The organism is Halorubrum sp. PV6, from assembly GCF_003990725.2.
Taxonomy (GTDB): Archaea; Halobacteriota; Halobacteria; order Halobacteriales; family Haloferacaceae; genus Halorubrum.
Map to the genome: position 1 here is coordinate 406,869 of NZ_CP030064.1, position 24,082 is coordinate 430,950.

The following is a 24,082-nucleotide window of genomic DNA, read 5'->3' on the forward strand; positions in this document are numbered from 1 at the left end:
GGGCGTCGGCACCACCGGTATCCCTTTCGGCACCACCGGTATCCCTTTCGGCACCACCGGTACCCCTTTTGAACACCGGCGCATTCGGTCTCCCATGGACGTCCTCGTCTACGGTGCCGGCGCGCTCGGGAGCCTCGTCGGCGGGCTGTTGGCACGGACACACGAGGTCACGCTCGTCGGGCGCGACCCGCACATGCGACGGGTTCGGGCGGACGGGCTCCGGATCGACGGGGCGATCGACGCCCACGTCCACCCGCGAGCGCTCACCGACGGAACCCACCGCTCGGCGGACCTCGCGGTGGTCACGACGAAGGCGTACGACACCGACGCGGCCGCGGCGGCGCTCGCGACCGGCGAGTACGACGCGGTCTGCTCGCTCCAGAACGGCCTCACCGAGGAGCGACTGGTCGCGGCGCTCGACCCGACCGTCCTCGCGGGCACCGCGAGCTACGGCGCCCGACTCGTCGAGCCGGGTCGGGTCACCTGTACCGGCGTCGGGGAGGTCGTTCTCGGAGCGCTGTCCGGGGGGCGCGACCCGGTCGCAGAGCGCGTCGGGGCCGCGTTCGACGAGGCCGGGATCGAGACGACCGTCGCCACCGACATGCCTCGGCGGCGATACGAGAAGCTCGCGGTCAACGCGGCCATCAACGGCCCGTCGGCGCTCGTCCGGCTCTCGAACGGCGACGCGCTCGCCGGGCCGGGCGGGGAGGCGGCCCGCGAGGCGGCCCGCGAGGTGGCGCGGGTCGCGCGAGCCGACGGGGTTGCGCTCGGCGAGACGGCGGCCGTCGACGCCGTCGAGCGCGTCGCGGCCGACACCGCCGCCAACCGGTCGTCGATGTGCGAGGACGTGACCGCGGGGCGGCGCACCGAGGTCGATGCGATCTACGGGGCCGCGCTCGACCGCGCCGACCAGTTCGGCGTGCCCGCGCCGACGTGTCGGACGATCGCGTCGCTGATCCGCGGGTGGGAGGTCGGGGCCGGCGTTCGTCCGGCGGCCGATGACGACGGAGCGGCGACTGAGTGAGCGTTACACTGGCGAGGGGTACTCGCGAAAAACGGAGTTCACCCGCCGAGGACGGGACGACTGGCTTCCGGCCGTGTCAACACCACTCCTCAAGGATGGTAGCGTCTGTCTCGTCGACCGAGACCCACGCGTTCTCCCGAGAGAGGTCTGCGATTACGAGTTCCGATCGCGACGATGAGGAGTCAATCGACGCCATGATGTCCGGCGAGTCGCCGGCGTCGAGCGTCGGATCCGTTGGCAGCGCCGTCCGACGGTGATCGGGGTCCGGGTCGTCCCATGGAGTGGAACTCCGTGACATGATTGTTAATTGTTCACAGTACGTATAAGCGTTCCGGACCACGTACGTCCGCCGTCGGCGAATCCGTGTTTTGAGGGGAATATCAGGGACGTGAGGCCCTGTCAAGCGTCGATCATCCGGTGATCGACGTATTCGACCGTCGATCCGACGGAATATCAGGTCCGTTGTCATGCGTCGGTTCGAATCGCCACAGAAGCCGACGCACCCACCGGCTGACCCACGCGAGACGAGGCGCATTCGGCGAGCGCTCGTGGACCACCTTCGCAGTATACAAGAGGTGCCACGGAGTAAGGCGGTGTATGAACGTATCAGACGCCATGACGCCGCGTTCGGATCTCGTCGTCGTCGAGATCCCAGGGAGCCGGAACGACGTACTGGAGTACATCCAAGAGTACGGCTTCTCCTCGGTGCCGGTCGTGAAAGACGTCGACGGCGACGAGGTGTACCGCGGTCTCGTCACCCGTGACGACCTCATCGAACAGCCGGACGAGGACCAACTCGCGCTGTTGATGCGGGAGGTGCCCACCGTGGGCGCAGAGGAGTCGATAGACGACGCCGCCGCCACAATCGTCGCCGAGGGCTCGCGTCGGCTCCCCGTGGTCGACGGCGACGAGCTCGTCGGCATCCTCACCGTCACCGACGTGATTCGGGCCATCGCCCGCGGCGAGATGGCCGGCGACACCGAGGTCGGCGGGCTCGCGACTACCGCGGTCAACGCGACGCACACGGAGACGCCGCTGCCGGTCGCCGAGCGCGAGATCGGGCTGGCGAACGTCCCCTACGCCGTCGTCCTCGACGACGACGCCGACCTCGCTGGAATGGTAACCGAAGTCGATATCCTGGCGGTCGCCCGCGTCGTCGAGGGCGAGGCCAGCACGGGCGACTCCATCGCCGAACAGGACTCCGAGTGGTCCTGGGAGGGCATCAAGGCCACCGGCGCTCGGTACCTCCCGACCCGAAACGTCGAACTGCCCGCCGAGGCGGTCCGTCACTTCATGACCGAGGACCTCATCACCGTCAACAGTACCCGAACCGCCAAGGAGGTCGCACAGGAGCTCATCAGCAACGACATCGAGCAGGTGCCGCTGGTCAACGGGACCGACCTCGACGGCATCGTGCGAGACGTCGACCTGCTGGAGGGCTTATAAATGGCGTCGGAGGCGATAGTCGAGTTAGCCAAGCGGCGGGGGTTCTTTTTCGGCTCGAACGGCGCGTACGGCGGCACCGCCGGCTTCTACACGTTCGGCCCGCAGGGCGCGGCCTTAAAAAAGAACGTTGAGGACGCGTGGCGCGACCGGTTCACCATCCGCGAGGGGAACCGCGAGATTGAGGCCCCGACGATCATGCCGGAGCCCGTCTTCGAGGCCTCGGGCCACCTCGACACGTTCGACGACATGCTCGTCGAGTGTCCCGAGTGCGGCGAGTCCCACCGCGCCGACCACCTCGTCGAGGCCGTCACCGATATCGAAGACGCCGAGGCGCTGCCCGGTTCGGACGTGGAAGCCCTCATCGCCGACAACGACATCACCTGCCCGTCCTGCGGCACCGCGCTCGCCGGCGTCACGGTCGAGGATTTCAACCTCATGTTCGCGACCGACATCGGCCCCGGCGACGCCCAGCCCGGCTACCTCCGCCCGGAGACGGCGCAGGGCATCTTCGTGGAGTTCCCGCGGCTGAAAGAGTACGCCCGCGGCAACCTCCCCTTCGGGATCACCCAGATCGGTCCGGCGTACCGCAACGAGATCTCGCCGCGCGGCGGGCTGCTCCGCCTCCGCGAGTTCACGCAGGCCGAACTCGAACAGTTCATCGACCCCGAGGACGACGAACCGCCGCTGGACCGCGTGCGCGACGTGTCGGTCCGGCTGTACCCGGCCGCAGAACAGCAGGCCGACGACGGCGACTACGTCGAGACCACGGTCGGCGAGGCGGTCGACGACGGCACCATCGGCTCCCCGTGGGTCGGCTACTACCTCGGCGTCGCGAAGGAGTGGTACGACCGGATCGGCGTCGACCTCGACCGGTTCCGCTTCCGCCAGCATCTCGCCGGCGAGCGCGCCCACTACGCGTCAGACTGCTGGGACGCAGAGAGCGAGGTCGACGGCGACTGGATCGAGATCGCGGGCTTCTCGTACCGCGCCGACTACGACCTCTCGAAACACGGCGCTCACGGCGACGATTCGTTCACCGTATTCAAACGGTACGACGAGCCGAAGTCGGTCGAACGCGCCACCGTCGACCCCGACATGTCCGTCCTCGGGCCCGAGTTCGGCGGGGACGCCGCCGCGGTCGCCGAGGCGCTCGGAACCCTCGCCGAGCGCGACCCGGACGCGTTCGACGGCGAGAGCGTCTCCGTCGACGTTGCCGGCGAGACGCACGCCGTCGACACCGACGTGGCGAACTTCTCGGTCGAGACGGTGACCGAGAACGGCGAACACCTCACGCCGCACGTCGTCGAGCCGTCGTTCGGCGTCGGCCGGACGGTCCAGACCCTGCTGGCACACGGCTACAGCGAAGACGAGGTCGACGGCGAGGCGCGGACGTACCTCTCGCTCGAACCCGAAGTCGCGCCCCAGGACGCGGCCGTCTTCCCGCTCGTGACCAACGACGAGCGACTCACCGACTTAGCCGACCGCGTCGCCGCCGACCTCCGCGAGGCCGGGCTGGCGGTCGCGTACGACGACTCCGGCTCGATCGGGCGGCGGTACCGCCGTCAAGACGAGATCGGCACCCCGTTCTGCGTCACGGTCGACCGCGACGGCATCGAGGGCGACGGCCCCGAGACGGTGACCGTCCGCGAGCGCGACTCCGCGGCCCAGGTCCGCGTTCCGGCCGACGAACTGGCCGCGGAGCTGGCCGCGCTCCGCGCCGGCGGCGAGTTCGACGCGCTCGTCGATCGGTACGAAACGGTCGCGACCGACGTCGAGACCAACTGACCCGTGCCCCTTCCCGCGGCGGAGTGGCGAGCCAGCGTGGAGTTCGAGCGGCGGCTGGTCCACGCGAGCGGCACGCTGTTTCCGGTCCCGTACCTGCTCGGATGGGTCTCGTGGACCGAGACGGCGGCGTTCCTCGCCCTCGGGGTCGCTACCGTCGGACTCCTGGAGTACCTCCGCCTGGTCGTCGGGCTCGACCACGCCGTCTACCGGCACCTCACCCGCGAGTACGAGTCCGACAGCGTCGCCGGCTACGCGCTGTACATGGTCGGCACCACCGCGGTCGCGGTCGCCGCCGTCCCCGCGCTCGCGATTCCCGGCATGACCCCGACGCTCGCGGTCCCCGCCATCTGGATGGTGTCGCTCGGCGACCCCGTCAGCGGCGCGCTCGGCGACAACGCCGCCACCGAGTCGAAACGGCCCACTGCGTGGATCGCGATGTTTCTCGTCAGTCTCGGACTCGCGCTTCTCTTTACCGTCCCGGCGTTCGGGTCCCGCGTCGGGGTCGCCGTCGCGCTCGCCGGGGCGGTTCCCGCCGCGGTCGCCGACGGGCTCCCGCCGATCGTCCGCGGGGTCGCCGTCGACGACAACCTCACCATCTCGCCGGCCGCCGCTGTCGGGATGCTCCTCGCCGTTTCCGTGTTGGCGTAAATTGCGACCGGGCTCGCGCTCCCGTTTTTTCGAAAGACGTTACGAATCGATCGACAGCGACGCGAGCAGCGACTCCAACTGCACCTGCTCGTTTGCCCCCTCGGCGATCCGGTAGTCGGCCTCGCCGATCCGCTCCATCAGCGCGACCGCCTCGCGCTCGCTCAGGTCGAACTCCCAGACGGAGCGGTGGAGCTGGTCTATCACGTCGCCGCCCGCCATCCCCGTCTCGGTGAGGAGCTGATCGAGCGTCGCTCGCGCTCGCGAGAAGTCTCCCTCCAACGCGTTCGTCACCATCGACTCGATCTCCTCCGGCCGGGCGGTCGCCGTGATCGCGTAGACGGCCTCCTCGTCGACCACGTCGTCGGTCGTCGCCGCCGCCTGCAGCGAGTTGATCGCGCGGCGCATGTCGCCGTCGGCCGCGTAGACGAGCGCGTCGACGCCCGCGTCGGTCACCTCGATCCCCTCCGCCGCGGCTATCTCGCGCGTCTGTGCGGCGACCGCCTCGTCCGAGAGCGGCGAGAAGCGGAAGACGGCACACCGCGACTGGATCGGGTCGATGATCTTCGACGAGTAGTTACACGAGAGGATGAAGCGCGTGTTGTCGGAGAACTGCTCCATCGTGCGGCGAAGCGCTGACTGGGCGTCATCCGTGAGGCTGTCGGCCTCATCAAGAAACACGATCCGGAAGTCGCCGCCGAACGACGAGCGCGCGAACCCCTTTATCCGGTCGCGCACCACGTCGATGCCGCGCTGGTCGGAGGCGTTGAGCTCCAAGAAGTTCCCGCGCCAGTTGTCCTCGCCGTACACCTGACGGGCGATGGCGGTGGCGGCGGTCGTCTTCCCGACCCCGGCGGGTCCCCCGAAGAGCAGGTGGGGGATGTCGTCCTGCTCGATGTAGGTCTGGAGCCGTTCGATGATGGCTTCCTGTCCGTGGATGTCGTCGAGCGACTGCGGTCGGTACTTCTCGATCCAGATCTTCCGACCGGTCGCCGTCGCAGCCGTCTGCTCGTCGGCCTCGCTCATGGCGGATCGGAGGGCGGGCGGGGTGATAAACGCCCCGAGGACGAGCAGCCCACCCCCGCTCTACAGCCGCCGCCGGATCGCCTCGCGGAACGCGCGCGCCGCGTCGACGCCCGACTCCGCCGTTCGCAGCCGTTCGCTCGTGGCCGCGTCGATATCCGGCGCGAGGATGAGCGCCGCGGCGCCCGTCGAGACGGTTTCCGTCCGCCAGTCGACGTATCGCTCGACGAGCCCGCCGGCGCTGTCGGCGCGCAGCACGGCGTTCCGCCACGCGAACTCGCGGCTCCCCCGCAGCCCGACGAGGGCCACCCGGTCGTCGAAGGGGTCGAGCAGGCGGTCGATACCGGCGATTCCGACGGCGTCGTACGTCTCGACGAGCACGTCTTGCATCGTCTGGATGAGCCGAGCGAGGATCGCATTTATCCGCTGGTGGTCGGCGCGCTTCCGGTCGCGGTCCGGGTCGATGCCGATGTCGCCGAGCGTGTACGTGAGGTCGTAGGCGATGTGGGCGTTGATGCCGAGGAGCGCGTCCTGCGCGACGAGCGTCCGGCCGCGGGCGGCGGCGGCGAAGGCGATCAGCCACGGGCGGGGGACCGACTCGAACGCTCGCCGCTCGAACGCGACCAGCGCCCGGCGGTAGCGGTCCGCGAAGGCGACGAGGTACGACGCGGCCCACGCCGGATCGAGGAACGCCCCGTCGTCGATCGCAGTTCCGACCGCCGCCGTCATGCGGCTGTACACCGTGAGAAACACCGCGCGGGGGTCGCCGCGCTCGCGGAGATACGCCTCGGTTCGGGCCAGTCGCTCGGCCACGTCGGCGACGGACGAAAACGGGGTCGAAACGTGGCCGAGCAGCGTTTCGTCCGGCGCGTCGTCCGCGAGGGCTGTCGCGACGGTCTCGGCGTCGATCTCGGCGGATCGGACGATCCCGGTGAGCAGCGCTCTCGCCTCGGTCGCCGTCGGGACGGTCGCGCGTATCGGGATCATCGTGAACGACGGCCGCGGCCGTCGAGAGGTCCGGTACTCGACCCCCGATAAAGAGCGTTGCGTCGGGTTGGTCGCGCGGCTTACGCGAACTCGTCGACGAGCTCGGGGACCACGTCGAACAGGTCGCCGACGATTCCGTAGTCGGCGATGTCGAAGATCGGCGCGTTCGGGTCGGTGTTGATCGCGACGATCGTGTCCGACCCCTTCATCCCGGCGACGTGCTGGACCGCGCCCGAGATACCGACGGCGATGTACACGTCTGGCGTCACCACCTTCCCGCTCTGGCCGACCTGGCGGTTTTTCGGCAGCCAGCCGTTGTCGACGATCGGTCGCGACGCGGAGAGCGTCGCGCCGAGCGCGTCGGCGAGCTCCTCGACGACCTCCAGGTTCTCCTCCTCGTCGATGCCGCGACCGACGGAGACGAGCACGTCGGCGTCGGCGATGTCGACGTCGCCGCCGGCGACCTCCTCGAAGCCCGTGACGCGCGCGCCGGACTCGGGGTGATCGACGTCGACGGCCCCGACCGCCGCGTCGCCGACCCCCTCGGCCGGCGCCCACTCGCCGCCGCGGACGGTGAGGACGAAGCGGTCTCCGGTGACGTCGACGGTCGTCTCGACCTTCGAGCCGTACATCTCGCGGGTGACGGTCATCCCGTCGTCGTACTCGAAGCCGACCGCGTCGGTCACCAGCGGGAGATCGCTCGCCTCGGCGACGGCGGGCGCGTAGTCCAGCCCGTTGACCGAGTTCGGGATCACCACGGCGCCCGCGTCGGTCTCGCCGAGGAGCCGCTCGACCGAAGCCTGGTAGACGTTGTGGTCGAACTCCTCGCCGTTGGCGACCGTGTGGATCGCGTCGACGCCCTTGCGGTTCAGGTCGTCGGCGAACTGCTCGACGTCCCCGCTGACGACCGCGAGGTGGAGGTCGCCGTCGCGGGCGTCCGCGAGCTCGCGTCCCGCGGTTATCGCCTCGTACGACACGTCTCGGATCTCTCCGCGCCGGTGTTCCGCGACGACGAGCACGTCACTCATCACGCGCTCACCCCCTTGTCGCGGAGGACCTCGGCGAGGCGCGCGGCGCTCTCCCCCGCGTCGCCTTCGAGGATCTCCGCGTCGGACTCGCTTTCCGGCTCGTACATCGAAGTGATTTCGAGCGCGCTCGCCACGTCGTCGGCGGTCAGCCCGAGGTCGGCGAGATCGGTCGCGTCGATCTCCTTCCGCTGTGCCTGTCGGATCCCGCGGAGGCTCGCGTACCGCGGCTCGTTCAGTCCGGTCTGGACGGTCAACACGGCCGGCAGGTCGACGTCGGTCAGCTCCTCGACGCCCCCTTCGAGCTCGCGGTGAACCTGCGCGACGCCCGCGTCCGCGTCGATGTCGAGGTCGTTGACGACGGCGGCGTGCTCGAAGCCGATGCGCTCGGCGAGCGCCACGCCCGTCGCGCCGAACCCGGTGTCTGCGGCCTGTACGCCGCCGAGGATCAGGTCCGGCTCTTCCGCCTCGACGACCGCCTCAAACGTCGTCACCTTCGCGGCCACGTCGGCGAACCCCGCCTCGAAGGCGTCGTCCCACACCCGAACGGCGCGGTCGGCGCCCTTTGCGAGCGCCATCCGAATCGTCTCCTCGGATCGTTCCGGGCCGATGGTGACGGCGACGACCTCGTCGGCGATCCCAGCCTCGGCGAGCTGTACCGCCGCCTCGACCGCGTAGTCGTCCCACTCGTTGAGATCGTATTCGAGGTCGGCTTCGGCGATGTCCGTGCCCTCGATCGCGAAATCGTCGTCGGGCTCAGCGACCTCTTTGACAGTCACCAGAACTTTCATGATCGATACTCCGTCGCTCGGATTGTAAGAGCTTTCGGAACACCACACCGCACGGCCGGTAGTTTCGTCGCCCCCGGCCGGCGGGCGCCGGCTCTCAGCTGTCGCCGTCGTCTCCGTCGCGCTCGTCGTCTCCGTCGCGCTCGCCGTCGCCGTTTCCGTCGCCGTCGTCCGGGAGCGAAATCAGGTTCTCACGCCCCAGCCGAAGCTTTTCGACCCGGTTCGAATCGGCCATCGCGGAGAGCAGCTGCGACACCTTCGCGTCCGACCAGCCGGTCTCGGCGACGATGTCGGCCTGCCGCATCCGTCCGCCGTTGCCGTCGAGGAGGCGTTCGACGCGCTCCTCGTCGGACAGGAGCGAGAGGTCCTCCTCGGGCTCTCCGTCTCCCTCCGGGGCGCCGTCGCCCGCCGGTTCGTCGCTCGGCGCGCCCGAACCGGCGGTCTCGGATGCGGGCTCGCCGCTGTTCGTCCCCCCGCCGACCCGACCGCCGTCGTCGGCGACGCCCCCCGCAGCGACGCTCCCGTTCGGCTCGGCCGCGGCGTCGGCGCCCATCCGGCGGTAGCCGACGATGCTCCCGGCGATGAGCATCGCCGCGACGACGATCGCGGCGGTGAGCATCGTCCACGGCGGGGCGGTCGTCGCCGCCGGCGCGTACACGACCGCGACGCGCTCGTCGTCGCCGAAGGTTCGCGGCCCCTCGACGATCACGGCGTTGTCGCTCAGCCGGTCCGTGGCGTCGGAGGTCCCGGTCACGGTGTACCCCTCTGGGGTCGCCACTTCGAGCGTCTGTCCCTCCGCCAACGAGACGAGCCACGTGCCGCCGTCGGGCGTCCGTAACGCGTCGCCCAAGAGCAGGTTCTCGCCGTCCTGTGCCAGGAAGTCGGTCCACACGAAGGTCAGTCGGAGTTCGCCGACCGCCGTCGTCTCACCGTCCGCCACGTCGAACGACGACGGGTCCTCGTGAACGACGACCTCGCGGTTCACCTCCTGGATCTGCATCCGACGGTCGACGTTCCGGCTGGCCTCGCGGGCGAAGCCCTCGAACAGCGTCGCGTCGGGGCCGATCTCGCCGTCGAGGAACCGCTCGCTGGCCGCGTCGAACGCGGCGCGGTCGGTCTCGCCGGTCAGCGCGTATCGGACCGAGACGGTCCACCGCGCGTCGCGGTCCGGCGTCGGCTCGATCAGGATCCGCGTCGCCGTGGTGGGCTCGTACGGGTCGTCGATCTGTCGGACGGGGTCGGAATCCGCGGTCGTGGTCTCGGCCGCGACGGTCGCGCGGTCGGCGTCGATGGAGGGCGAGGGCGACGGCGCGTCTCCCGCGACGGGGGCCACGCCGCTCGCGACGAGCGCGACGACCAGTAACCCGACGAGGAACACGCGGGACGGGGCATTCCGCATACATTTCAGGGCACTCAGCCGCCCGGCAAAACGCTTTCCATCGGCCACTTCCGCCGTCAGACGCGCGTCGGCGGGCGACCGCCGGAGTCCGGTCAGCACACTTCGTTCCGACTCGTTGAGGTGGCTTTTTTATATTCCGAGGTGAACTTCGGTGTATGAGAGCCCTCCCGATCTCCCTTGCCGTGCTGCTGCTGTTCGCGGCGGTCGCCGGCGCGGTGTCGCCGGCGGTCGCCGCCCCCGCGGCGCCCACCGACTTGGGCGCCGGGAGCGACGCCGCGGTACCGTCCGGTGCCGACTCAACGGCTGCTCCTACCGTTTCGACGCCCGAGCGCGTGCCCGCCGCGGTCGACGACGCCGACGAGGATCCGGAGCGCTCACAAGTCGACCCGGCGAACCGCACGTTCCGGACGCTGGGCACGCCGGGCGGCGTCGAGGCCCGCGCCGGCTCGTCCGTCCGCGGTGCGAACTTGGGCTCGTCCATCGGGTTCGCCGTCGACGGCACGGACGCCGCCATGGAGACCGCGGCGGTCGTCCAGCAGATCGAGGCCGCCGAGAGCGGCGTGGAGCGCCAGCGCCGGATCCTCGCCGCCATCAACCGCGTCGAGCGCGACGAACTGACGCTCAACAGCCGCCAGGCGCGCGCGTTCAGCGCGCACGCCTCCGGGAACCTCTCCGACCGGGAGCTCCTCGACGAGCTCGTCCGTATCGCCGCGACCGCCCGCGAGTACGACGAGCGGCTCGAACGGATCGACACGCTCGCGGCGGAGACGGACGGGTTCAGCTCTCCAACCCGGCTCGACGAGATCCAAGTCGCGCTCCAGGTGTACGAGGGTCCCGTCCGCGAGTACGCGCTCTCGGCGGCGCGCGGCGAGGTGCCCGCGACCGAGGTGTACGTCGAATCCAGCGAGCGGTCGATCGTGCTGTCGACCGTCGCCGACGGCGACTACGTCCGCGAAGTGGTCCGGCTCGACCGCTGGGACCGCGGCGGCGGCTCGATCAGCAACGACGAGGCGATAGACGTGACCGCCGCGAGCTACCCCGAGACGGCCGCGCTCCGTCAGCCCGACGCGTTCGGTGCCGGGTCCGTCCAGCGGATCACCATCCCCCACCAGTTCGGCACCCTGCGCACGTTCGTCAGCGGGGGCACACAGCAGGTGTTCGTCGAACACCAGCGGGTCGCGCTCGACGCGTTCCCGGACAGCGTGCCCGTCGCCGAGGCCGGCGACGGCTTCAACATCACCGTCGACCGCAGCTACGCCGGCGGTCCGGTGACCGTGACCGTCCGCGACGCGGAGACCGGCGAGCCCCTCCCCGACGTCACCGTCACGAAGAGCGTCGGTGACAGCAACAGCCAGGCGATCGGCACCACAAACGCGGACGGCGTCGTCCGGACGCTCTCGCCGGCGGGGTCGTACCGAGTGACCGTCGTCGACGAGCCGCGAGCGATCTTCCTCGACGACCTCCAGCCGATCCCCACGCCGCGCCCCGTCGACGACGACTGACGCGGCGGCCGCGCGGAGTTATTTAAACGGCTGCGTCCCCCGCCGTCTGCGCGTCGCCGGCGGGGACCAGACACCCGGCGTCGCCCCCGAACGCATTTATTAGATACCGCGGCAGTCGACGCGTGTCGACCGAGTTCCTCTCTGTACGTGCGCCGTCTCGAACCGATTCGATCGGGGGCGAGAAGTGTCGCGCGCTCACGCCCGTCGCCGGGGTCCTGCTGCTCGCTATCACCGTCGTGCTCGCGGCGAGTGTCGTGACCGTGGCGATCGGTGCGCCGCCGGAGCCGGCACCGACCACCGCCCTGTCGCTGTCGGCGACCGACGACCGGATCACGATCACGAATCAGGCCGGCGACGCGCTCGACGCGGACGAACTGTCGGTCCGGGTGCGCGTCGACGGCGAGCCGCTGGACCGGCAGCCGCCGGTGCCGTTCTTCTCGGCGAAGGGGTTCCATCCCGGCCCGACGGGAGCGTTCAACGCCGCGACCGCCGGCGACTTCGCCGTCGGCGAGTCGGCCTCGTTCCGGGTCGCGGCGACGAACGACCCGGCCCTCGAACCCGGTCGGACGGTCGCCGTCACGGTCTCCGCCGACGGGTTGCCGGTCGCGAGACTCGAAACGGTCGTCGAACCGGCGTGACGCGCCGGGTCCCGCGGCGTTACTCGTCGGGGACGCGCGCGACCGTCGTTATCGCCCGCGGGCTCCGCGGCGTCGACCGCTGGATGTGGTGTTCGTACGCCTCGTAGCCGGCCGCTTCGAACATCCGGTCGGCCTCGTCCTCGTCGTAAAAGAGCATGATCGCGTCGGCGACGCGCTGGAGGATGCGGTTGTGCGGGTAGTCCGGGCCGACGACGAGCACCTGCCCGCCCGGCTTCGCGACGCGTCGGAGCTCGCGGAGCCCCTCGATCGGGTTCGGCCAGTACTCGATCGACCCCGACGACCAGACGACGTCGAACGTGTCGTCGCCGAACGGGAGCCGCTCGGCGTCGCCGCGGTAGAAGTTCACCGTGTCGTGTTTGCCGAACTTCGCGAACGCCTTCTCCATCTGGTGGACGCTCTGATCGAGCCCGTGTACGTCGTCGGCGTGTTCGAGCAGGCCCTCGGTGCCGAATCCGGTGCCACACCCCACGTCGAGCACTTTCGGGTCGTCGCCGAACTCCAGCCACGAGAGCGCCTCCGAGCGCATCTCCTCGTTCCAGTTGACCCAGTTGATCGTGTCGTACACCTTCGAGAGGTACTTGTAGAACAACCGGGCGTTCGACTTGTCCTCGAGGATCCCCATTTACCGCTTGGTAGGGTTGCCGTCCCCATAACGACACGGATCCGGTGCGGTCCGTGACCTCCCCGATACGACCCGTTCGTCGGTTCCGACCGGCTTTTCAGCCTGCCGCCCAACCGGATCGTATGGAACCGACGACGAGCGGCCGCTTCCGCGTCCACGACCGCCGCCCGCGTCCCGACATCGACGGGACCAACCCGGCAGACCCGCCCGAGGAGTTCGTCCTCGTCGAGTATCCGGACGACCCCATCGACCCGAGCGCGCCCGACGCCGAGAGCCGGTTCGACCCCCTCTACGCCGCCGCGGACGGGTACGACGGCGCTCTCGCGGACCGGCTCGCGTCGCTGGAGCCGGGGTTCGTCGTCGACGCGACGCTGTCGTGGACCGACGGTACGGCCCGCTTCACCACCGCCGAGGTCGTCCGGGAGAGCCGGTTCCGCTTCGCGGACGACGTGGAGGGGATGTTCGAGGCGGCCGTCGACGCCTGGGACCAGATCCGGGCCGACGGCGAGGCGGTCGGCTCGATCACGACGCGGTCGAACGACGGCGAGCCGAACGGCGCGCTGTACCTGTTCGCGGACGCTCCCGGAAGCAGCGCGTTCGAGGACCTCCGTGCCGGTCGGCTCCCGGTCGAACCGCTCGTCGCGCGCGTCAACGAGTCGCGTGAGGACGACGACCCTCGCGAGGTGTTCGTCCTCCGGCCCGCCGCCCACGAGTTTGTCGCCGTCTACGTCGTCTTCGACCGCGACGGGGTGTTGGCCCAGACGGTCCGCGACACCTACGACCTCGGGCTCGGGATCGCGGCGGGGCTCGACGACGGCACGCTCGATGCGGCGAAGGCCGACGAGAAGAGCGGCGAGCCGACGGACGACGCGGACGACTTCGACGCGCTCGATCGCTTATAAATACGGTCGCACACCGCCTGTTTCCCTTTTACCTACAGCCAGTCGGCGTCCGGGTCGACTCGGCCGTCCGGCGTCTCGCCGTTGAGCACCGCCGCCACGTCGGCGGCGCCGCTGCGGTTTAAATCGTCGCGCGATTCCTCGCTGTACCACGCCGCGTGCGGCGTGACGACCGTGTCCTCGCGGCCGACGAGCGGGTCGTCTTCCGGCGGCTCCTCGGCGAGCACGTCCAACCCGGCGGCCTTGATCGACCCCGATTCGAGCGCGTCGAGGAGCGCGTCGGCGTCGACGACCGGCCCGCGGCTCACGTTGACGACCACCGAGTTCTCCTGCAGGCGGTCGAGCGCGTCGGCGTCGACCATCCCTCGCGTCGCGTCGGTCAGGGGCGCGTAGACGCCGACGTGGTCGGCCCGGTCGAACAGCTCGTCGAACGACGCCTTCTCCACGCCGTACGACGCCATCTCGTCGGCGTCGACGAACGGGTCGTAGGCGACGAGGTCGGCGTCGAAGCCGGCGAGCTGCTCCGCCGCGCGCTGTGCGATCGGGCCGAACGAGACGAACCCGATGGTCGACGCGCTCACGCGGCGGATCGGTCGCCCGGTCTCCCAACTCCACCCGCCGCCGGCGACGTGGTCGTCGTACTCCGTCAGCGACCGCAGGCAGGCGAAGAGCAGCGAGACGGAGTGGGTCGCCACCTCGTCGGTGCAGTAGTCGGGGACGCGCGTGACGGTCACGCCGTTGTCGGCGGCCGCGGCGACGTCGATGTTGTCCACGCCGACCGCCGACCGGACGACGACGCGGAGGTCCAACTCGTCGAGCACCGCGGCCGTGACCGGGGTGTTGATGTCGGTCACGACCGCGTCGGCCCCCTCGGCCGCCGCGATCAGGTTCTCGGTCGAGTCCAGTTCGGCGACCTCGATGTCGACGGGTTCGTCGACGGCCGCCTCGAGTACGTCCCGGTAGGTCTCCGGGTCGATCATCGGAAAGTCAGACAGCACGACTCTGGTCATACACGCCCTTGTCGCTCGTGTTACTTGACGGCTTTCTCGGTTTTTCAGGAGCTGAGACACCCATATTCGATCGTTATCGTCACCGCGTTCGCCCTTTCGATGCCTCTTTGCGCTCGCGCCGGCTACACAGCCTGTGAGCGACGACACTCCGGTCGAGGGATCGACCAAACCGCCGATGCTCGTCCTCTTAGAGTCGCTGGCGTTCTACCGAAACGTCCGCGTCGGGCTCGTCGCCGGCGCGGGCCTCGCGGTCCTCCTGTACGCGACTCGGACGCTGGAACTGCTCGGGCCGGTCATCGACACGCGGGACTACCCGCTCTTCGGCCCCGACGTGTGGTTTCTGCTCTTGGCGTTCGTGCTGGCGGCGACGTTCGCGCTGCTCGTCGCGGTCGCGTTAACCATCGCCGAGGCCGTGCGCGGCGCAAAAGACATTCCGGAGCCGAACGACCGATAGCGACCGCAGTCGTCGCAGTCAGTCCGCCGTACAGGAGGCGTCGCGCTCGTCGCTCGTGAACTCCTGTGCGGGTTCGGTCAACTCGTAGAGGTTCTGTCTGGCGTCCGCGAAGTAGACGTCTTCGTCGACGACGTCGATGCCTTCCAACCGCTCGAGCGCGTAGCGAACGGTACGGGCCGACAGCATCGACTCCTGGACGATCCCCTTCTGGGTCAACGGGCCGTTGTATTCGAGCACCTTGAAGACGAGTTTGGCGCTCGGCGGGAGGTCGTCGAGCCCCTCCGTTTGAGTTCCTTCCATCGATGAAACCGAAACTACACATCATGATAAATGTTGATGGGCGACCGGCCTCGATCGGCCTCTCACGCGCATTAACCAGCAATTCCAGCCGCTTTCTACCACGCGAACCAGCAACGATTGCTGGTTTCACGGCGGCAGACTGACCAGTCAGTCAGCGCTCTGGCTCGCGCGCGCTCCGCCCGTCCGGCTCTCGGGGCTGGCCGAAGCCCGGAGAAAACTGGTCGACGGTCGGATAGAGCTCGCCGTCGACCGGACCGAACCGGCCGACGACCGGAACGAACGGCTTTTCACGGGCGCTCGCGGATCGACTGATATGAGCGACGACTCGGGGATATCGGGCCACACCCGAAGCGTGGTCGTCACGACGATCTGCTGTCTCGCGGGGATCGTCGCTGGCGTCGTCTCGGCCGCGTACGTCGGGACGGATCCCGTAGACGCCGAAAGCACTACTATCGTGCTGGTGATGGGCGCGTTCGTGCTCGTCCAGTACCCGCTGTACAAACTGATCGGCGTCAGCGACTTCGGCGCGAAGGACAACCTCTACGTGGCGTTTCTGACGTTCACGCTGTGGTTCATCACCTACACGGTGCTCGCGACTTCCGGCGTCGAACTGGTGATCTGAGATGGCCGACGACAGTATCGCCGTGGTCGACCTCGATCGGTGTCAACCCGACCGCTGTAACTACGAGTGTGCGAACTACTGCCCCCCGAACCGGACGGGGAAAGAGTGCATCACCGAGCGCGGCGAGGACGCCGTCGAGGGCGACCCCGACCAGATCCACATCTCCGAAGAGATCTGTCTCGGTGAGACCTGCGGTATCTGCGTCGAGAAGTGCCCGTTCGACGCCATCGAGATCATCAACCTCCCCTCCGAACTCGACGAGGACCCGGTTCACCGCTACGGCGACAACGCCTTCTCGCTGTACGGGCTGCCGACTCCCGAACCGGGCAACGTCACCGGTATCTTAGGGCCGAACGGGATCGGGAAGTCGACCGCGGTTCACGGCCTCGCCGGCGAGATGATTCCGAACCTCGGCGACCACGAAGCGACGGCCGAGTGGGACCGCGTGCTGGACCGGTTCCGCGGCACCGGGCTCCAGAACTACCTCAGTTCGCTGAAGGAGGGCGACGTGACGGTCGCCCGCAAGCCCCAGTACGTCGACCAGATTCCGAACCAGTTCGACGGGAACACCCGCGAACTGCTGGAGCGAACCGACGAGCGCGGCGCGCTCGACGACCTCATCGACCGCCTCAACATCCGGCCGGTGATGGACCAGAACATCGATTCCATCTCCGGGGGCGAACTCCAGCGCGTCGCCATCGCGGCGTGTCTGGCCCGCGACGCCGACTTCTACTTCCTCGACGAGATCACGCCGTACCTCGACATCGGCCAGCGGATGGTCGTCGCCCGACTCATCCGCGAGCTCGCGGACGACGACGCCGCCGACCGTTCGATGCTCGTCGTCGAACACGACCTCGCCATCCTCGACCTGCTCGCCGACACCCTCCACGTCGCGTACGGTGAGCCGGGCGCGTACGGGGTCATCACCGGCCCCAAGTCGGTGCGAAACGGGATCAACGAGTACCTGAAAGGGTACCTCGACAACGAGAACATGCGGATCCGCCCCTCGGCTATCACCTTCGAGGAGCACGCGCCGCGCGTCGCCTCGCGGAGCGAGACGCTGATTGAGTACCCCGACTTATCGAAGTCCTACGGCGACGGCGAGTTCGAGCTCCACGTCGAGGGCGGCGCGATCAACCGTTCCGAAGTCCTCGGGATCGTCGGGCCGAACGGGATCGGGAAATCGACGCTCGCGAAGCTGTTCGCGGGCTCGCTGGAGCCGGACACGGGATCGCTCGACTTCGCGCTCGACATCGCCTACAAGCCGCAGTACATCGAGATCGACCAGCCGATGCGCGTCGACGCGTTCCTCGCGTCGATCACCGACGACTTCGGGAGCTCCTACTGGAACACCGAGATCGCCCAGCCGCTCCAACTCGACCGCGTGATGGAGCAGAACCTCTCGGACCTCTCCGGCGGGGAGCGACAGCGGGTCGCGATCGCGGCGTGTCTCTCCGAGGACGCCGAGCTGTACTTACTCGACGAGCCCTCCGCGCACCTCGACGTGGAACAGCGGGTGCGCGCGACGACCGCGATCCGGCGGTACGCGGAGAACCACGACGCGACCGTGATGGTGATCGACCACGACATCTACATGATCGATCTCCTCGCCGACCGCCTGATGGTGTTCGACGGCGAGCCGGCCGAGCGCGGGCACGCGACCCCGCCCCAGGAGATGCGCGAGGGCATGAACGAGTTCCTCGCCGACTTAGACATCACTTTCCGGCGCGACGAGCGGACCGGTCGCCCCCGGATCAACAAGCCGGGCTCGCAGCTCGACAGCCAACAGAAGCGCGACGGCGAGTACTACTACTCGACGTAACGTCGTTCGCTGGCTGCTCTCCTGCGTTCTTTGTGTCCCGCCCAATCGTCGGTATCGAAGCGATTAAGCGGGAAGCCGCGAACGACAAGATATGCAACACCTCATCATTCGCGGCGACCCCGGAATCCGGCGGGACGCGGTGATCGAGTACGAGGGCGAGGAGCTGGTCTGCTTCGGTATCAACGTGCAGGGCGGCTGGCACGGCCCCGACGAGCCCCAACTCTGGTGTACCGTCGGGACCGAATCCGAGCGCGAAGCCTACGACAAACGGACGTACGTCCCCCACTGGCTCGACGTCGACACCGTCGACGCCGAGGAGCTCGAAGTGCTGAGCGCCAAAGGCGAACTGTCGGTCTGACCGCTACGCTCTTTTATCCGTCTACCGGCGGGTCGTCCAGCCACGCCTCGATCGCGCCGGCCATCGCGCCGCGTCGGTGAATCGTCTTCGCCTCGGGGTCGACGACCGTGCTTTCGGTTCCCGGCGTCTCGCCGTCGTCGACGACGACCGCGACCCCCTCGCGGATCCGGTCGTCGAGGTCGTCGGGACGGGTGACGCTCCCGCGACCGGAGACGTTCGCGCTCGTCGCGGTGAGCGGCCCGGTCTCCCGGAGCAGTTCGCGGGCGACGGGGTGGTCGGGCACGCGGATCCCGACCCGGTCGCGGCCGGCCGTGAGCGCGTCCGGGACCGTCGCCGCGCGCTCGACGACGACGGTCACCGGACCGGGGAGAAACGCCCGAGCGAACGCGACCGCGAACTCGGTGGGCCGCGTGTGGCGCAACGCGGCGTCCACGCTCGGCACGCCGAGTGAGAGCGGGTTCGAACGCTCCCGGCCTTTTAAGTCGAACACCCGTTCGACGGCGTCGGCGTCGAGCGCGTCGCCGCCGAGGCCGTACACCGTCTCGGTCGGGTACACCACCAGGTCGCCGTTCGCGACTGCCGTGGCCGCGCGTCGGAGGGAATCGCTGTCCGTTGTCACAGCCGTGTGTTCGTGGCGGCGATACAAATCGGTACCGAGTAGGGACAACTCGCCGGCGGTAGAACGACCGCGTGCGGACCGGAGCCGACATCGCAATCGACCGGGGGGAGGCCGCATCGCGACCGGGAGCCCGCATCGTGACCGGTTCGGCTTCCCCGCTCTCAGTCGACCCTGCGCTCTCAGTCGACCAGCCGGCCGATCGCGTCGTCTATCGCCTCCGCGTCGGGGAATTCGGGGTGTTCGCTCGCGACCCACGCGTACTCGACGGTTCGGTCGGCGTCGAGGAGGAACACGGCCGGACGCGCCTCGGTGATGCCCGTCATCCCGTCGATGTCGTGGGCGAGGCCGTACTCCTCGATCACGCCCGCGCCGGGGTCCGAGAAGATCCGAACGCCGTCCGCGCGCTCGGCCAGCAGTCGCTTGTGGGCGTACGGCGTCGAGATGGAGAGGCCGAGCACGTCGACCCGCTGTCCCCAGCCGTGGTCGTCGACGGTGTTGTAGAGGTACGTGCCTTGGAACGCGCCGTCCATCGGGTGGACGAGCAGCAGCGTCGGTCCGTCGACGACCTCGCTGAGCGCGCGGTCCTCCCAGTACTCGTCGGTGACGAGCGGGCGGGCGAAGTCCGGGGCCGTGTCTCCCTCGGCGACGTGGTCCGTCTCGGGCAGCGAGACGACGTCGAAATCGACCATCTCAGGCCCCTCCCTCGCCGTAGGTCCCACGCAGGTACTCGACGATGTTCGCGCTCTCGGACATCGTGACGCCCGTGTCGCGGTCGACTATCGCCGGGACGCTGCGCGCGCCGGAGACGCGCTTGACGACGTTGCGCTCGGAGTGCATCGGCTCGACGTACCGCGACCGGTACGCCACGTCGAGTTCGGTCAGCGTCCGGGCGACGCGCTCGCAGAACGGACAGGCCTGCAGTCGGTACAGGGTGATCGGCGGTTCGCTCATGCTCCGGCGTTCGGCGGCGAGACGGGTAATCGTGTCGGCGGCGGCGCGTTGTGCGGTAGCCGGGCCGGCGACGCCGCCCGACGACGCGTCGGCGATCGGCCGAGTGCGCCGGCGATTGCCTCGCCCGTCGGGTGTCCGAAGGGAACGCTTTAATCGCGCGGCGACAGAACACAAGTGAATATGGGTTTGTGGTCTAGCGTGTCGATGGCCGATGTCCTCCAACTACCGATGCCCGGCGACAGCGTCGTCACCATCCTCGGCGTCGCCGCAATTCTCGTGTTGGTCGGCCTCTCGGCGTTCTTCTCTTCGTCGGAGATCGCGATGTTCTCGCTGCCGCAACACCGCGTCGACAGCCTCGTCGACGAGGGAGTGAAAGGCGCGGAGACGATCCGCGACATGAAACAGAACCCCCACCGGCTGTTGGTGACCATCCTCGTCGGCAACAACATCGTCAACGTGGCGATGACCTCCATCGCGACCGCGCTGTTCGCGATCTACCTCTCGCGGGGCGAGGCCGTCTTGGCGACGACGTTCGGTATCACGACGCTCGTGCTGATATTCGGCGAGAGCGCGCCGAAGTCGTACGCCGTCGAGCACACTGAGTCGTGGGCGCTCCGGATCGCCCGCCCGCTGAAGCTCTCCGAGTACGCGCTTTACCCCCTCGTCGTCCTCTTCGATTACATCGTCAAAGGGGTCAACAAGGTGATCGGCGGCTCGGCCGCCATCGAGTCGACGTACGTCACCCGCGACGAGATCCAAGACATCATCGAGACGGGCGAGCGCGAGGGCGTCATCGAAGAAGAAGAGCGGGAGATGCTCGACCGCATCTTCCGGTTCAACAACACCATCGCCAAGGAGGTGATGACGCCCCGCCTCGACGTCACCGCGGTCGCGAAGGAGTCGAGCGTCGAGGAGGCGATCGAGACGTGCATCCAGGCGGACCACGAGCGCGTCCCCGTCTACGAGGGGAACCTCGACAACATCATCGGCGTCGTGACCGTCCGCGATCTGGTCCGCGAACTGCGCTACTCCGAGGGGAAACCCTCGCTGGAGCGCGTGGTGAAACCGACGCTCCACGTCCCCGAGTCGAAGAACGCGGACGAACTGCTCGCGGAGATGCAGGACAACCGCCTCCAGATGGTCACCGTCATCGACGAGTTCGGCACCACGGAGGGGATCATCACCCTCGAAGACATGGTCGAAGAGATCGTCGGCGAGATCCTCGAAGGCGACGAGGAGGCGCCCGTGGAGTTCCTCGCGGACAACGTCGCCGTCGTGCAGGGTGAGGTGAACATCGACGAGGTCAACGAGATTCTCGACATCGACCTCCCCGAGGGCGAGGAGTTCGAGACGCTCGCCGGCTTCGTGTTCAACCGCGCCGGTCGGCTCGTCGAGGAGGGCGAAGAGATCGAGTTCGACGGGGTCCGGATCCGGATCGAGCGCGTGGACAACACCCGCATCATGTCCGCGCGCGTCACCGTCCTCGACGACGAGTCGACGCCGGAGGGGGCCGAGTCGGCCGAGTCGCCCGACGAGGCGGGCGTGGTCGGCTCCGGCGCGGACGCCGGCGCGACGACGAACGACGTCGACTGAGTCGGCACGGAGCGGGGCGCTGCGCGGAACTTCTGATACTTAAATAGCGTAGGCCCGAGCGGCGTCGACGAGCGCCTTCCGGTAGTCGCTCTCCGAGGGGTCCGGACCGAGCGCGAGGAACCGACTTTTGAACTCGTCGACGTCGACGGCGTCGGTGTCGCTGGCGGCCGCCCGCGCCAGGTCGTAGATGCGGTGGTCGGGGCCGGCGATGTCGTGGCGCTCGACCAACGCGAGCGCGAACGCGGCGTTGACCGCCGTTATCTCCGGGTCCGCGCCGCCCGTCACCGGCGGTGTCCCGTCACGCGAGACCTGGGGCCGGTCGGCGACCGCCGCCGCGAGCGTCGACTCGAGGAAGCCGAGGAGCTTGTCCGCGGGCGCGACGGAGAGCGTGATGTCGTCGGCGTAGATGTCTTTCATGTGGTTCGCGATCTGGTAGCAGTGTGCGAGTTTGCGGCGTTCCACCTGTTCGCCCGTAAGTCCCAGGTACAGCGCCTCTTCGGTCGACTGCACGTGCGAGGCGTGCCCCTCCTCGTATCGGGCCATGTGCGACAGTTCGTGGACCGCGAGTTCGCGGGCCATCGCGCTGGTGGCGGCGCGCTTCGAGACGTTCAACACGTGGTAGCCGTCGTAGTGGCCGGCCCAGGTTCGTTCGTCGGGGTCTTCGCGCACCTTCACGTGGACGGGGTCGGCGAGCGAGCACTCGGTCTCGAATAAGTCTGCGGCACCGAGAAACGGGTCGGGGGGAACGTCACCCTGTACGCGGAGATCCATGCGTACAGTTCACACGGACGCGGCAGATAAGTCTCTTGCGCCGCTCGCGGCGTCTACTCGCGGACCGCGCCCACGACGAGGTAGACGATCGGCGTGTCGAGGACGGCGATCGCGAGTTTGAGCAGGTACTGGCCGAGTCCGAGCGCGAGCAGCACTCCCGGCTGGAGCGGGTCGCCGGAGCCGAGGACGAGCGGGGCCGCGTAGAAGGCGACGCCGACGAAGATGGCGGTGTCGATGGCCTGACTCGTCGCCGTCGAGGCAATGTTGCGCAGCCACAGCATGCCGCGGCCGGTGCGGTCGCGGATCGCGTGGAAGACGAACACGTCCCAGTTCTGGCTCACGACGTACGCGAGCAGGCTCCCGGCGACGACGTTGCCGGCGGGACCGAGGGCCGTCTGGAAGGCGGCCGAGACCTCGGGGTTCACGCCCGGCGCGGCGAGCGTCGACCAGACCAAGGCGAGCACGAGAAAGTTCGCGAGGAAGGCGACGTTGACGACCACCTGCGTCGCGCGCCGGCCGTACAGCTCGGCGTAGCAGTCGGACGCGAGGAACGTGAGCGCGTACGCGAGCGCGGCGCCCGGCAGAATGACCTCGGCGCCGACGACCGGGAGACTAAACGGGAGGGGGAGCGCGAGGACCTTCGAGGCGGTGAGCTGTGCCGTCGCGAGCGCGACGACGAACAGGGTGATGAGCCCCACCACCGCCACCGCAGAGCGGTCGAGCGGGTCGGCCGCGAACGGACCGTCCGTCTCGCCGCGCCCGGTTCGGCTACTCATCGGGCCCCTCGTCGTCGGCGTCGAGCCGGTCGTGGCGCGCGTCGATCTCGTCGAGCACGTCGAGCGTCTTGCGAATGGACGCTCGAACGGCGTCGCTGCGGTTCACGAACTTGCCGTCGTCGCCGACGTGTTCGTCGAGGTCGTCGAGCAGTTCGCCCGGAATCTCGACGCTTATCTTGGGCATACCGACTCGTCGTCGTCGTATTTATAAGAGTATTCTTATTCGGAGATTCTCTGAAGAATATCGAACACGACCCCGGCCGATCCGAGTCAACAACGAAAGCCGACTCTCAGGCGCTCGCGGCGCCGGCGCTGCCGGAACCGCCGTTCTGGTACCGGTCCCACAGGAACAGCGCGGGCGGGAGCGCGACCACCGAGAGGACGAACGAGTACACGACGCTCAACGCGATCAGCAGCCCGAAGTCACCGAGGACGGGCGTGATAGCCAGCGCCAGCGCGCCCGTCCCGAGCGCCGTCGTGAGCATACTGCCGGCGAGCGCGCCGCCGGTGCCGGACAGCGTCGTGCGGAGCGACCCGGCGACGACGAAGTGAATAGCTCGCCCACCGCTGAAGCTGAGGAGTCCGACGACTCCGGCTCTGAAGACGGAACGCCCGGCTTCGGTGCCATCGTCGCACTCGTCGCCCTCATCGCGGCTGCGCTCCTCGCTACGCGGCGTAACGAGTAACGCAGCAGCGATAGGTCACTAATCAACCATCGGCCCTCGCGGGCCGACTCCTTCGCGGCTTTCTTTATCAGACCCAACTCACCTAGCGACAGCCGTCGCGGTCGGCCGTGACTATCTGTCCGACACACTCTGCGTCGCTCTTCTCGACACTGTCGAACGCTACGCGAAGCGAGACCCTGGCCACACCGCGCTCTGTCACGCACACGCACACGAACGCCGTAGCGAAGCGGTTAAGGGCGAACCACAGGTACATTCGATAACTCGCTGGTGCGGACACAGCGGGCACTCGCCGCCGAGACCAGGGTCACCGTTGATC

General features: G+C 68.7%; 28 protein-coding genes and 2 pseudogenes. 13 read left to right on the forward strand and 17 right to left on the reverse strand.

What is annotated here, in order from left to right; genetic code table 11:
- Window positions 1-94 precede the first annotated feature (94 nt).
- On the forward strand, window positions 95-1,024 hold the full coding sequence (locus tag DOS48_RS15695) for a ketopantoate reductase family protein (RefSeq protein ID WP_127116655.1): 930 nt from the start codon (window positions 95-97) through the stop codon (window positions 1,022-1,024).
- A gap of 76 nt (window positions 1,025-1,100) precedes the next feature.
- Here the strand turns inward: DOS48_RS15695 and DOS48_RS15700 are convergent, their stop codons facing one another.
- Window positions 1,101-1,322, reverse strand: coding sequence for a hypothetical protein (locus tag DOS48_RS15700; protein WP_127116656.1), 222 nt, complete (start codon window positions 1,320-1,322; stop codon window positions 1,101-1,103).
- Between the two features lie 299 nt (window positions 1,323-1,621).
- On the opposite strand from DOS48_RS15700, the gene DOS48_RS15705 reads away from it, so the two are divergent.
- From DOS48_RS15705 to DOS48_RS15715, 3 genes are read left to right on the forward strand one after another with little or no spacing between them, the layout of a single operon-like run.
- Window positions 1,622-2,470 (forward strand): CBS domain-containing protein, encoded by an 849-nt coding sequence (locus DOS48_RS15705; RefSeq protein ID WP_127116657.1) that lies wholly within the window; start codon window positions 1,622-1,624, stop codon window positions 2,468-2,470.
- Window positions 2,471-4,255, forward strand: a complete 1,785-nt coding sequence (gene glyS / locus DOS48_RS15710; protein ID WP_127116658.1) for a glycine--tRNA ligase — start codon at window positions 2,471-2,473, stop codon at window positions 4,253-4,255. It abuts the gene before it with no gap.
- Window positions 4,256-4,258: 3 nt separating this feature from the next.
- The gene (locus tag DOS48_RS15715; protein ID WP_127116659.1) at window positions 4,259-4,903 is read left to right on the forward strand and encodes a dolichol kinase; all 645 of its coding nucleotides are present in this window, start codon (window positions 4,259-4,261) and stop codon (window positions 4,901-4,903) included.
- Window positions 4,904-4,942: 39 nt separating this feature from the next.
- On the opposite strand, the gene DOS48_RS15720 is transcribed toward DOS48_RS15715, so the two are convergent.
- The 5 genes from DOS48_RS15720 to DOS48_RS15740 form a co-directional block, all read right to left on the reverse strand.
- Window positions 4,943-5,926: a replication factor C small subunit gene (locus DOS48_RS15720; protein ID WP_127116660.1), complete on the reverse strand. Its 984-nt coding sequence runs from the start codon at window positions 5,924-5,926 to the stop codon at window positions 4,943-4,945.
- Between the two features lie 60 nt (window positions 5,927-5,986).
- Entirely contained in the window at window positions 5,987-6,910 is a 924-nt protein-coding gene (locus tag DOS48_RS15725; RefSeq protein WP_127116661.1) for a DUF5995 family protein, read from the reverse strand.
- A gap of 80 nt (window positions 6,911-6,990) precedes the next feature.
- A complete protein-coding gene (locus tag DOS48_RS15730) occupies window positions 6,991-7,938 on the reverse strand; it encodes an electron transfer flavoprotein subunit alpha/FixB family protein (RefSeq protein ID WP_127116662.1) in 948 nt (315 codons plus the stop codon).
- Window positions 7,938-8,726 carry an electron transfer flavoprotein subunit beta/FixA family protein gene (locus DOS48_RS15735; protein ID WP_127116663.1) on the reverse strand — a complete coding sequence of 263 codons (789 nt, stop codon included), beginning with the start codon at window positions 8,724-8,726 and terminating at the stop codon, window positions 7,938-7,940. The genes DOS48_RS15730 and DOS48_RS15735 overlap by 1 nt, the downstream gene beginning before the upstream one ends.
- Window positions 8,727-8,820: 94 nt before the next feature.
- Window positions 8,821-10,122, reverse strand: coding sequence for a hypothetical protein (locus tag DOS48_RS15740; protein ID WP_127116664.1), 1,302 nt, complete (start codon window positions 10,120-10,122; stop codon window positions 8,821-8,823).
- A gap of 155 nt (window positions 10,123-10,277) precedes the next feature.
- Here DOS48_RS15740 and DOS48_RS15745 point away from each other — a divergent pair, with 155 nt between their 5' ends.
- Window positions 10,278-11,624 carry an Ig-like domain-containing protein gene (locus tag DOS48_RS15745; protein ID WP_127116665.1) on the forward strand — a complete coding sequence of 449 codons (1,347 nt, stop codon included), beginning with the start codon at window positions 10,278-10,280 and terminating at the stop codon, window positions 11,622-11,624.
- 170 nt (window positions 11,625-11,794) lie between these two features.
- Entirely contained in the window at window positions 11,795-12,262 is a 468-nt protein-coding gene (locus tag DOS48_RS15750) for a type IV pilin (protein ID WP_127118816.1), read from the forward strand.
- A gap of 19 nt (window positions 12,263-12,281) precedes the next feature.
- On the opposite strand, the gene DOS48_RS15755 is transcribed toward DOS48_RS15750, so the two are convergent.
- Complete coding sequence (locus tag DOS48_RS15755) at window positions 12,282-12,905, reverse strand: methyltransferase domain-containing protein (RefSeq protein WP_127116666.1); 624 nt, start codon at window positions 12,903-12,905, stop codon at window positions 12,282-12,284.
- A gap of 122 nt (window positions 12,906-13,027) precedes the next feature.
- Here DOS48_RS15755 and DOS48_RS15760 point away from each other — a divergent pair, with 122 nt between their 5' ends.
- Window positions 13,028-13,807, forward strand: coding sequence for a DUF6663 family protein (locus DOS48_RS15760; protein WP_127116667.1), 780 nt, complete (start codon window positions 13,028-13,030; stop codon window positions 13,805-13,807).
- 32 nt (window positions 13,808-13,839) lie between these two features.
- Here DOS48_RS15760 and DOS48_RS15765 read toward each other — a convergent pair whose 3' ends face one another.
- Window positions 13,840-14,814 (reverse strand): C-terminal binding protein, encoded by a 975-nt coding sequence (locus DOS48_RS15765; RefSeq protein ID WP_127116668.1) that lies wholly within the window; start codon window positions 14,812-14,814, stop codon window positions 13,840-13,842.
- A gap of 175 nt (window positions 14,815-14,989) precedes the next feature.
- Here DOS48_RS15765 and DOS48_RS15770 point away from each other — a divergent pair, with 175 nt between their 5' ends.
- Entirely contained in the window at window positions 14,990-15,268 is a 279-nt protein-coding gene (locus DOS48_RS15770) for a hypothetical protein (protein ID WP_127118817.1), read from the forward strand.
- A gap of 18 nt (window positions 15,269-15,286) precedes the next feature.
- Here the strand turns inward: DOS48_RS15770 and DOS48_RS15775 are convergent, their stop codons facing one another.
- Window positions 15,287-15,568, reverse strand: coding sequence for a helix-turn-helix domain-containing protein (locus DOS48_RS15775; protein WP_127116669.1), 282 nt, complete (start codon window positions 15,566-15,568; stop codon window positions 15,287-15,289).
- Window positions 15,569-15,881: 313 nt separating this feature from the next.
- Between DOS48_RS15775 and DOS48_RS15780 the strand changes: the two genes are divergently transcribed.
- From DOS48_RS15780 to DOS48_RS15790, 3 genes are all read left to right on the forward strand, one after another.
- Window positions 15,882-16,190, forward strand: a complete 309-nt coding sequence (locus DOS48_RS15780) for a hypothetical protein (protein WP_127116670.1) — start codon at window positions 15,882-15,884, stop codon at window positions 16,188-16,190.
- Between the two features lies 1 nt (window position 16,191).
- On the forward strand, window positions 16,192-18,012 hold the full coding sequence (locus DOS48_RS15785) for a ribosome biogenesis/translation initiation ATPase RLI (protein WP_127116671.1): 1,821 nt from the start codon (window positions 16,192-16,194) through the stop codon (window positions 18,010-18,012).
- Between the two features lie 91 nt (window positions 18,013-18,103).
- Window positions 18,104-18,370: an HAH_0734 family protein gene (locus DOS48_RS15790; RefSeq protein WP_127116672.1), complete on the forward strand. Its 267-nt coding sequence runs from the start codon at window positions 18,104-18,106 to the stop codon at window positions 18,368-18,370.
- A gap of 13 nt (window positions 18,371-18,383) precedes the next feature.
- Here DOS48_RS15790 and DOS48_RS15795 read toward each other — a convergent pair whose 3' ends face one another.
- From DOS48_RS15795 to DOS48_RS15805, 3 genes are all read right to left on the reverse strand, one after another.
- Window positions 18,384-18,989, reverse strand: a complete 606-nt coding sequence (locus DOS48_RS15795) for an L-threonylcarbamoyladenylate synthase (protein ID WP_127116673.1) — start codon at window positions 18,987-18,989, stop codon at window positions 18,384-18,386.
- A 179-nt stretch (window positions 18,990-19,168) separates the two neighbouring features.
- A complete protein-coding gene (locus DOS48_RS15800) occupies window positions 19,169-19,678 on the reverse strand; it encodes a redoxin domain-containing protein (protein ID WP_127116674.1) in 510 nt (169 codons plus the stop codon).
- A gap of 1 nt (window position 19,679) precedes the next feature.
- A complete protein-coding gene (locus DOS48_RS15805; RefSeq protein ID WP_127116675.1) occupies window positions 19,680-19,940 on the reverse strand; it encodes a glutathione S-transferase N-terminal domain-containing protein in 261 nt (86 codons plus the stop codon).
- A gap of 204 nt (window positions 19,941-20,144) precedes the next feature.
- Here DOS48_RS15805 and DOS48_RS15810 point away from each other — a divergent pair, with 204 nt between their 5' ends.
- The gene (locus DOS48_RS15810) at window positions 20,145-21,533 is read left to right on the forward strand and encodes a hemolysin family protein (protein ID WP_394353604.1); all 1,389 of its coding nucleotides are present in this window, start codon (window positions 20,145-20,147) and stop codon (window positions 21,531-21,533) included.
- Between the two features lie 39 nt (window positions 21,534-21,572).
- On the opposite strand, the gene DOS48_RS15815 is transcribed toward DOS48_RS15810, so the two are convergent.
- The 4 genes and pseudogenes from DOS48_RS15815 to DOS48_RS15830 form a co-directional block, all read right to left on the reverse strand.
- The gene (locus tag DOS48_RS15815; protein ID WP_127116677.1) at window positions 21,573-22,304 is read right to left on the reverse strand and encodes a DUF5781 family protein; all 732 of its coding nucleotides are present in this window, start codon (window positions 22,302-22,304) and stop codon (window positions 21,573-21,575) included.
- Window positions 22,305-22,357: 53 nt separating this feature from the next.
- On the reverse strand, window positions 22,358-23,080 hold the full coding sequence (locus DOS48_RS15820) for a queuosine precursor transporter (RefSeq protein WP_127116678.1): 723 nt from the start codon (window positions 23,078-23,080) through the stop codon (window positions 22,358-22,360).
- On the reverse strand, window positions 23,073-23,264 hold the full coding sequence (locus tag DOS48_RS15825; protein WP_127116679.1) for a type II toxin-antitoxin system ParD family antitoxin: 192 nt from the start codon (window positions 23,262-23,264) through the stop codon (window positions 23,073-23,075). Before DOS48_RS15825 ends, DOS48_RS15820 begins: the two co-directional genes overlap by 8 nt.
- Window positions 23,265-23,370: 106 nt before the next feature.
- Window positions 23,371-23,613: pseudogene (locus DOS48_RS15830) on the reverse strand (MMPL family transporter); the annotation flags it as partial.
- A gap of 63 nt (window positions 23,614-23,676) precedes the next feature.
- Here DOS48_RS15830 and DOS48_RS15835 point away from each other — a divergent pair.
- Window positions 23,677-23,766, forward strand: a pseudogene (locus DOS48_RS15835) (PGF-CTERM sorting domain-containing protein); the annotation flags it as partial.
- 82 nt (window positions 23,767-23,848) lie between these two features.
- Here DOS48_RS15835 and DOS48_RS15840 read toward each other — a convergent pair.
- Entirely contained in the window at window positions 23,849-24,019 is a 171-nt protein-coding gene (locus DOS48_RS15840) for a hypothetical protein (protein WP_158283830.1), read from the reverse strand.
- Window positions 24,020-24,082: the final 63 nt, after the last annotated feature.

Bases quoted from the DNA above. Each gene is read 5' to 3' on its own strand.
- DOS48_RS15695 (WP_127116655.1), top strand. From the start codon at position 95: ATGGACGTCCTCGTCTACGGTGCCGGCGCGCTCGGGAGCCTCGTCGGC.
- DOS48_RS15700 (WP_127116656.1), bottom strand. From the start codon at position 1,322: ATGTCACGGAGTTCCACTCCATGGGACGACCCGGACCCCGATCACCGT.
- DOS48_RS15705 (WP_127116657.1), top strand. From the start codon at position 1,622: ATGAACGTATCAGACGCCATGACGCCGCGTTCGGATCTCGTCGTCGTC.
- glyS (WP_127116658.1), top strand. From the start codon at position 2,471: ATGGCGTCGGAGGCGATAGTCGAGTTAGCCAAGCGGCGGGGGTTCTTT.
- DOS48_RS15720 (WP_127116660.1), bottom strand. From the start codon at position 5,926: ATGAGCGAGGCCGACGAGCAGACGGCTGCGACGGCGACCGGTCGGAAG.
- DOS48_RS15725 (WP_127116661.1), bottom strand. From the start codon at position 6,910: ATGATCCCGATACGCGCGACCGTCCCGACGGCGACCGAGGCGAGAGCG.
- DOS48_RS15730 (WP_127116662.1), bottom strand. From the start codon at position 7,938: ATGAGTGACGTGCTCGTCGTCGCGGAACACCGGCGCGGAGAGATCCGA.
- DOS48_RS15735 (WP_127116663.1), bottom strand. From the start codon at position 8,726: ATGAAAGTTCTGGTGACTGTCAAAGAGGTCGCTGAGCCCGACGACGAT.
- DOS48_RS15740 (WP_127116664.1), bottom strand. From the start codon at position 10,122: ATGCGGAATGCCCCGTCCCGCGTGTTCCTCGTCGGGTTACTGGTCGTC.
- DOS48_RS15745 (WP_127116665.1), top strand. From the start codon at position 10,278: ATGAGAGCCCTCCCGATCTCCCTTGCCGTGCTGCTGCTGTTCGCGGCG.
- DOS48_RS15755 (WP_127116666.1), bottom strand. From the start codon at position 12,905: ATGGGGATCCTCGAGGACAAGTCGAACGCCCGGTTGTTCTACAAGTAC.
- DOS48_RS15760 (WP_127116667.1), top strand. From the start codon at position 13,028: ATGGAACCGACGACGAGCGGCCGCTTCCGCGTCCACGACCGCCGCCCG.
- DOS48_RS15765 (WP_127116668.1), bottom strand. From the start codon at position 14,814: ATGACCAGAGTCGTGCTGTCTGACTTTCCGATGATCGACCCGGAGACC.
- DOS48_RS15770 (WP_127118817.1), top strand. From the start codon at position 14,990: ATGCTCGTCCTCTTAGAGTCGCTGGCGTTCTACCGAAACGTCCGCGTC.
- DOS48_RS15775 (WP_127116669.1), bottom strand. From the start codon at position 15,568: ATGGAAGGAACTCAAACGGAGGGGCTCGACGACCTCCCGCCGAGCGCC.
- DOS48_RS15780 (WP_127116670.1), top strand. From the start codon at position 15,882: ATGAGCGACGACTCGGGGATATCGGGCCACACCCGAAGCGTGGTCGTC.
- DOS48_RS15785 (WP_127116671.1), top strand. From the start codon at position 16,192: ATGGCCGACGACAGTATCGCCGTGGTCGACCTCGATCGGTGTCAACCC.
- DOS48_RS15790 (WP_127116672.1), top strand. From the start codon at position 18,104: ATGCAACACCTCATCATTCGCGGCGACCCCGGAATCCGGCGGGACGCG.
- DOS48_RS15800 (WP_127116674.1), bottom strand. From the start codon at position 19,678: ATGGTCGATTTCGACGTCGTCTCGCTGCCCGAGACGGACCACGTCGCC.
- DOS48_RS15805 (WP_127116675.1), bottom strand. From the start codon at position 19,940: ATGAGCGAACCGCCGATCACCCTGTACCGACTGCAGGCCTGTCCGTTC.
- DOS48_RS15810 (WP_394353604.1), top strand. From the start codon at position 20,145: ATGGCCGATGTCCTCCAACTACCGATGCCCGGCGACAGCGTCGTCACC.
- DOS48_RS15815 (WP_127116677.1), bottom strand. From the start codon at position 22,304: ATGGATCTCCGCGTACAGGGTGACGTTCCCCCCGACCCGTTTCTCGGT.
- DOS48_RS15820 (WP_127116678.1), bottom strand. From the start codon at position 23,080: ATGAGTAGCCGAACCGGGCGCGGCGAGACGGACGGTCCGTTCGCGGCC.
- DOS48_RS15825 (WP_127116679.1), bottom strand. From the start codon at position 23,264: ATGCCCAAGATAAGCGTCGAGATTCCGGGCGAACTGCTCGACGACCTC.
- DOS48_RS15840 (WP_158283830.1), bottom strand. From the start codon at position 24,019: ATGTACCTGTGGTTCGCCCTTAACCGCTTCGCTACGGCGTTCGTGTGC.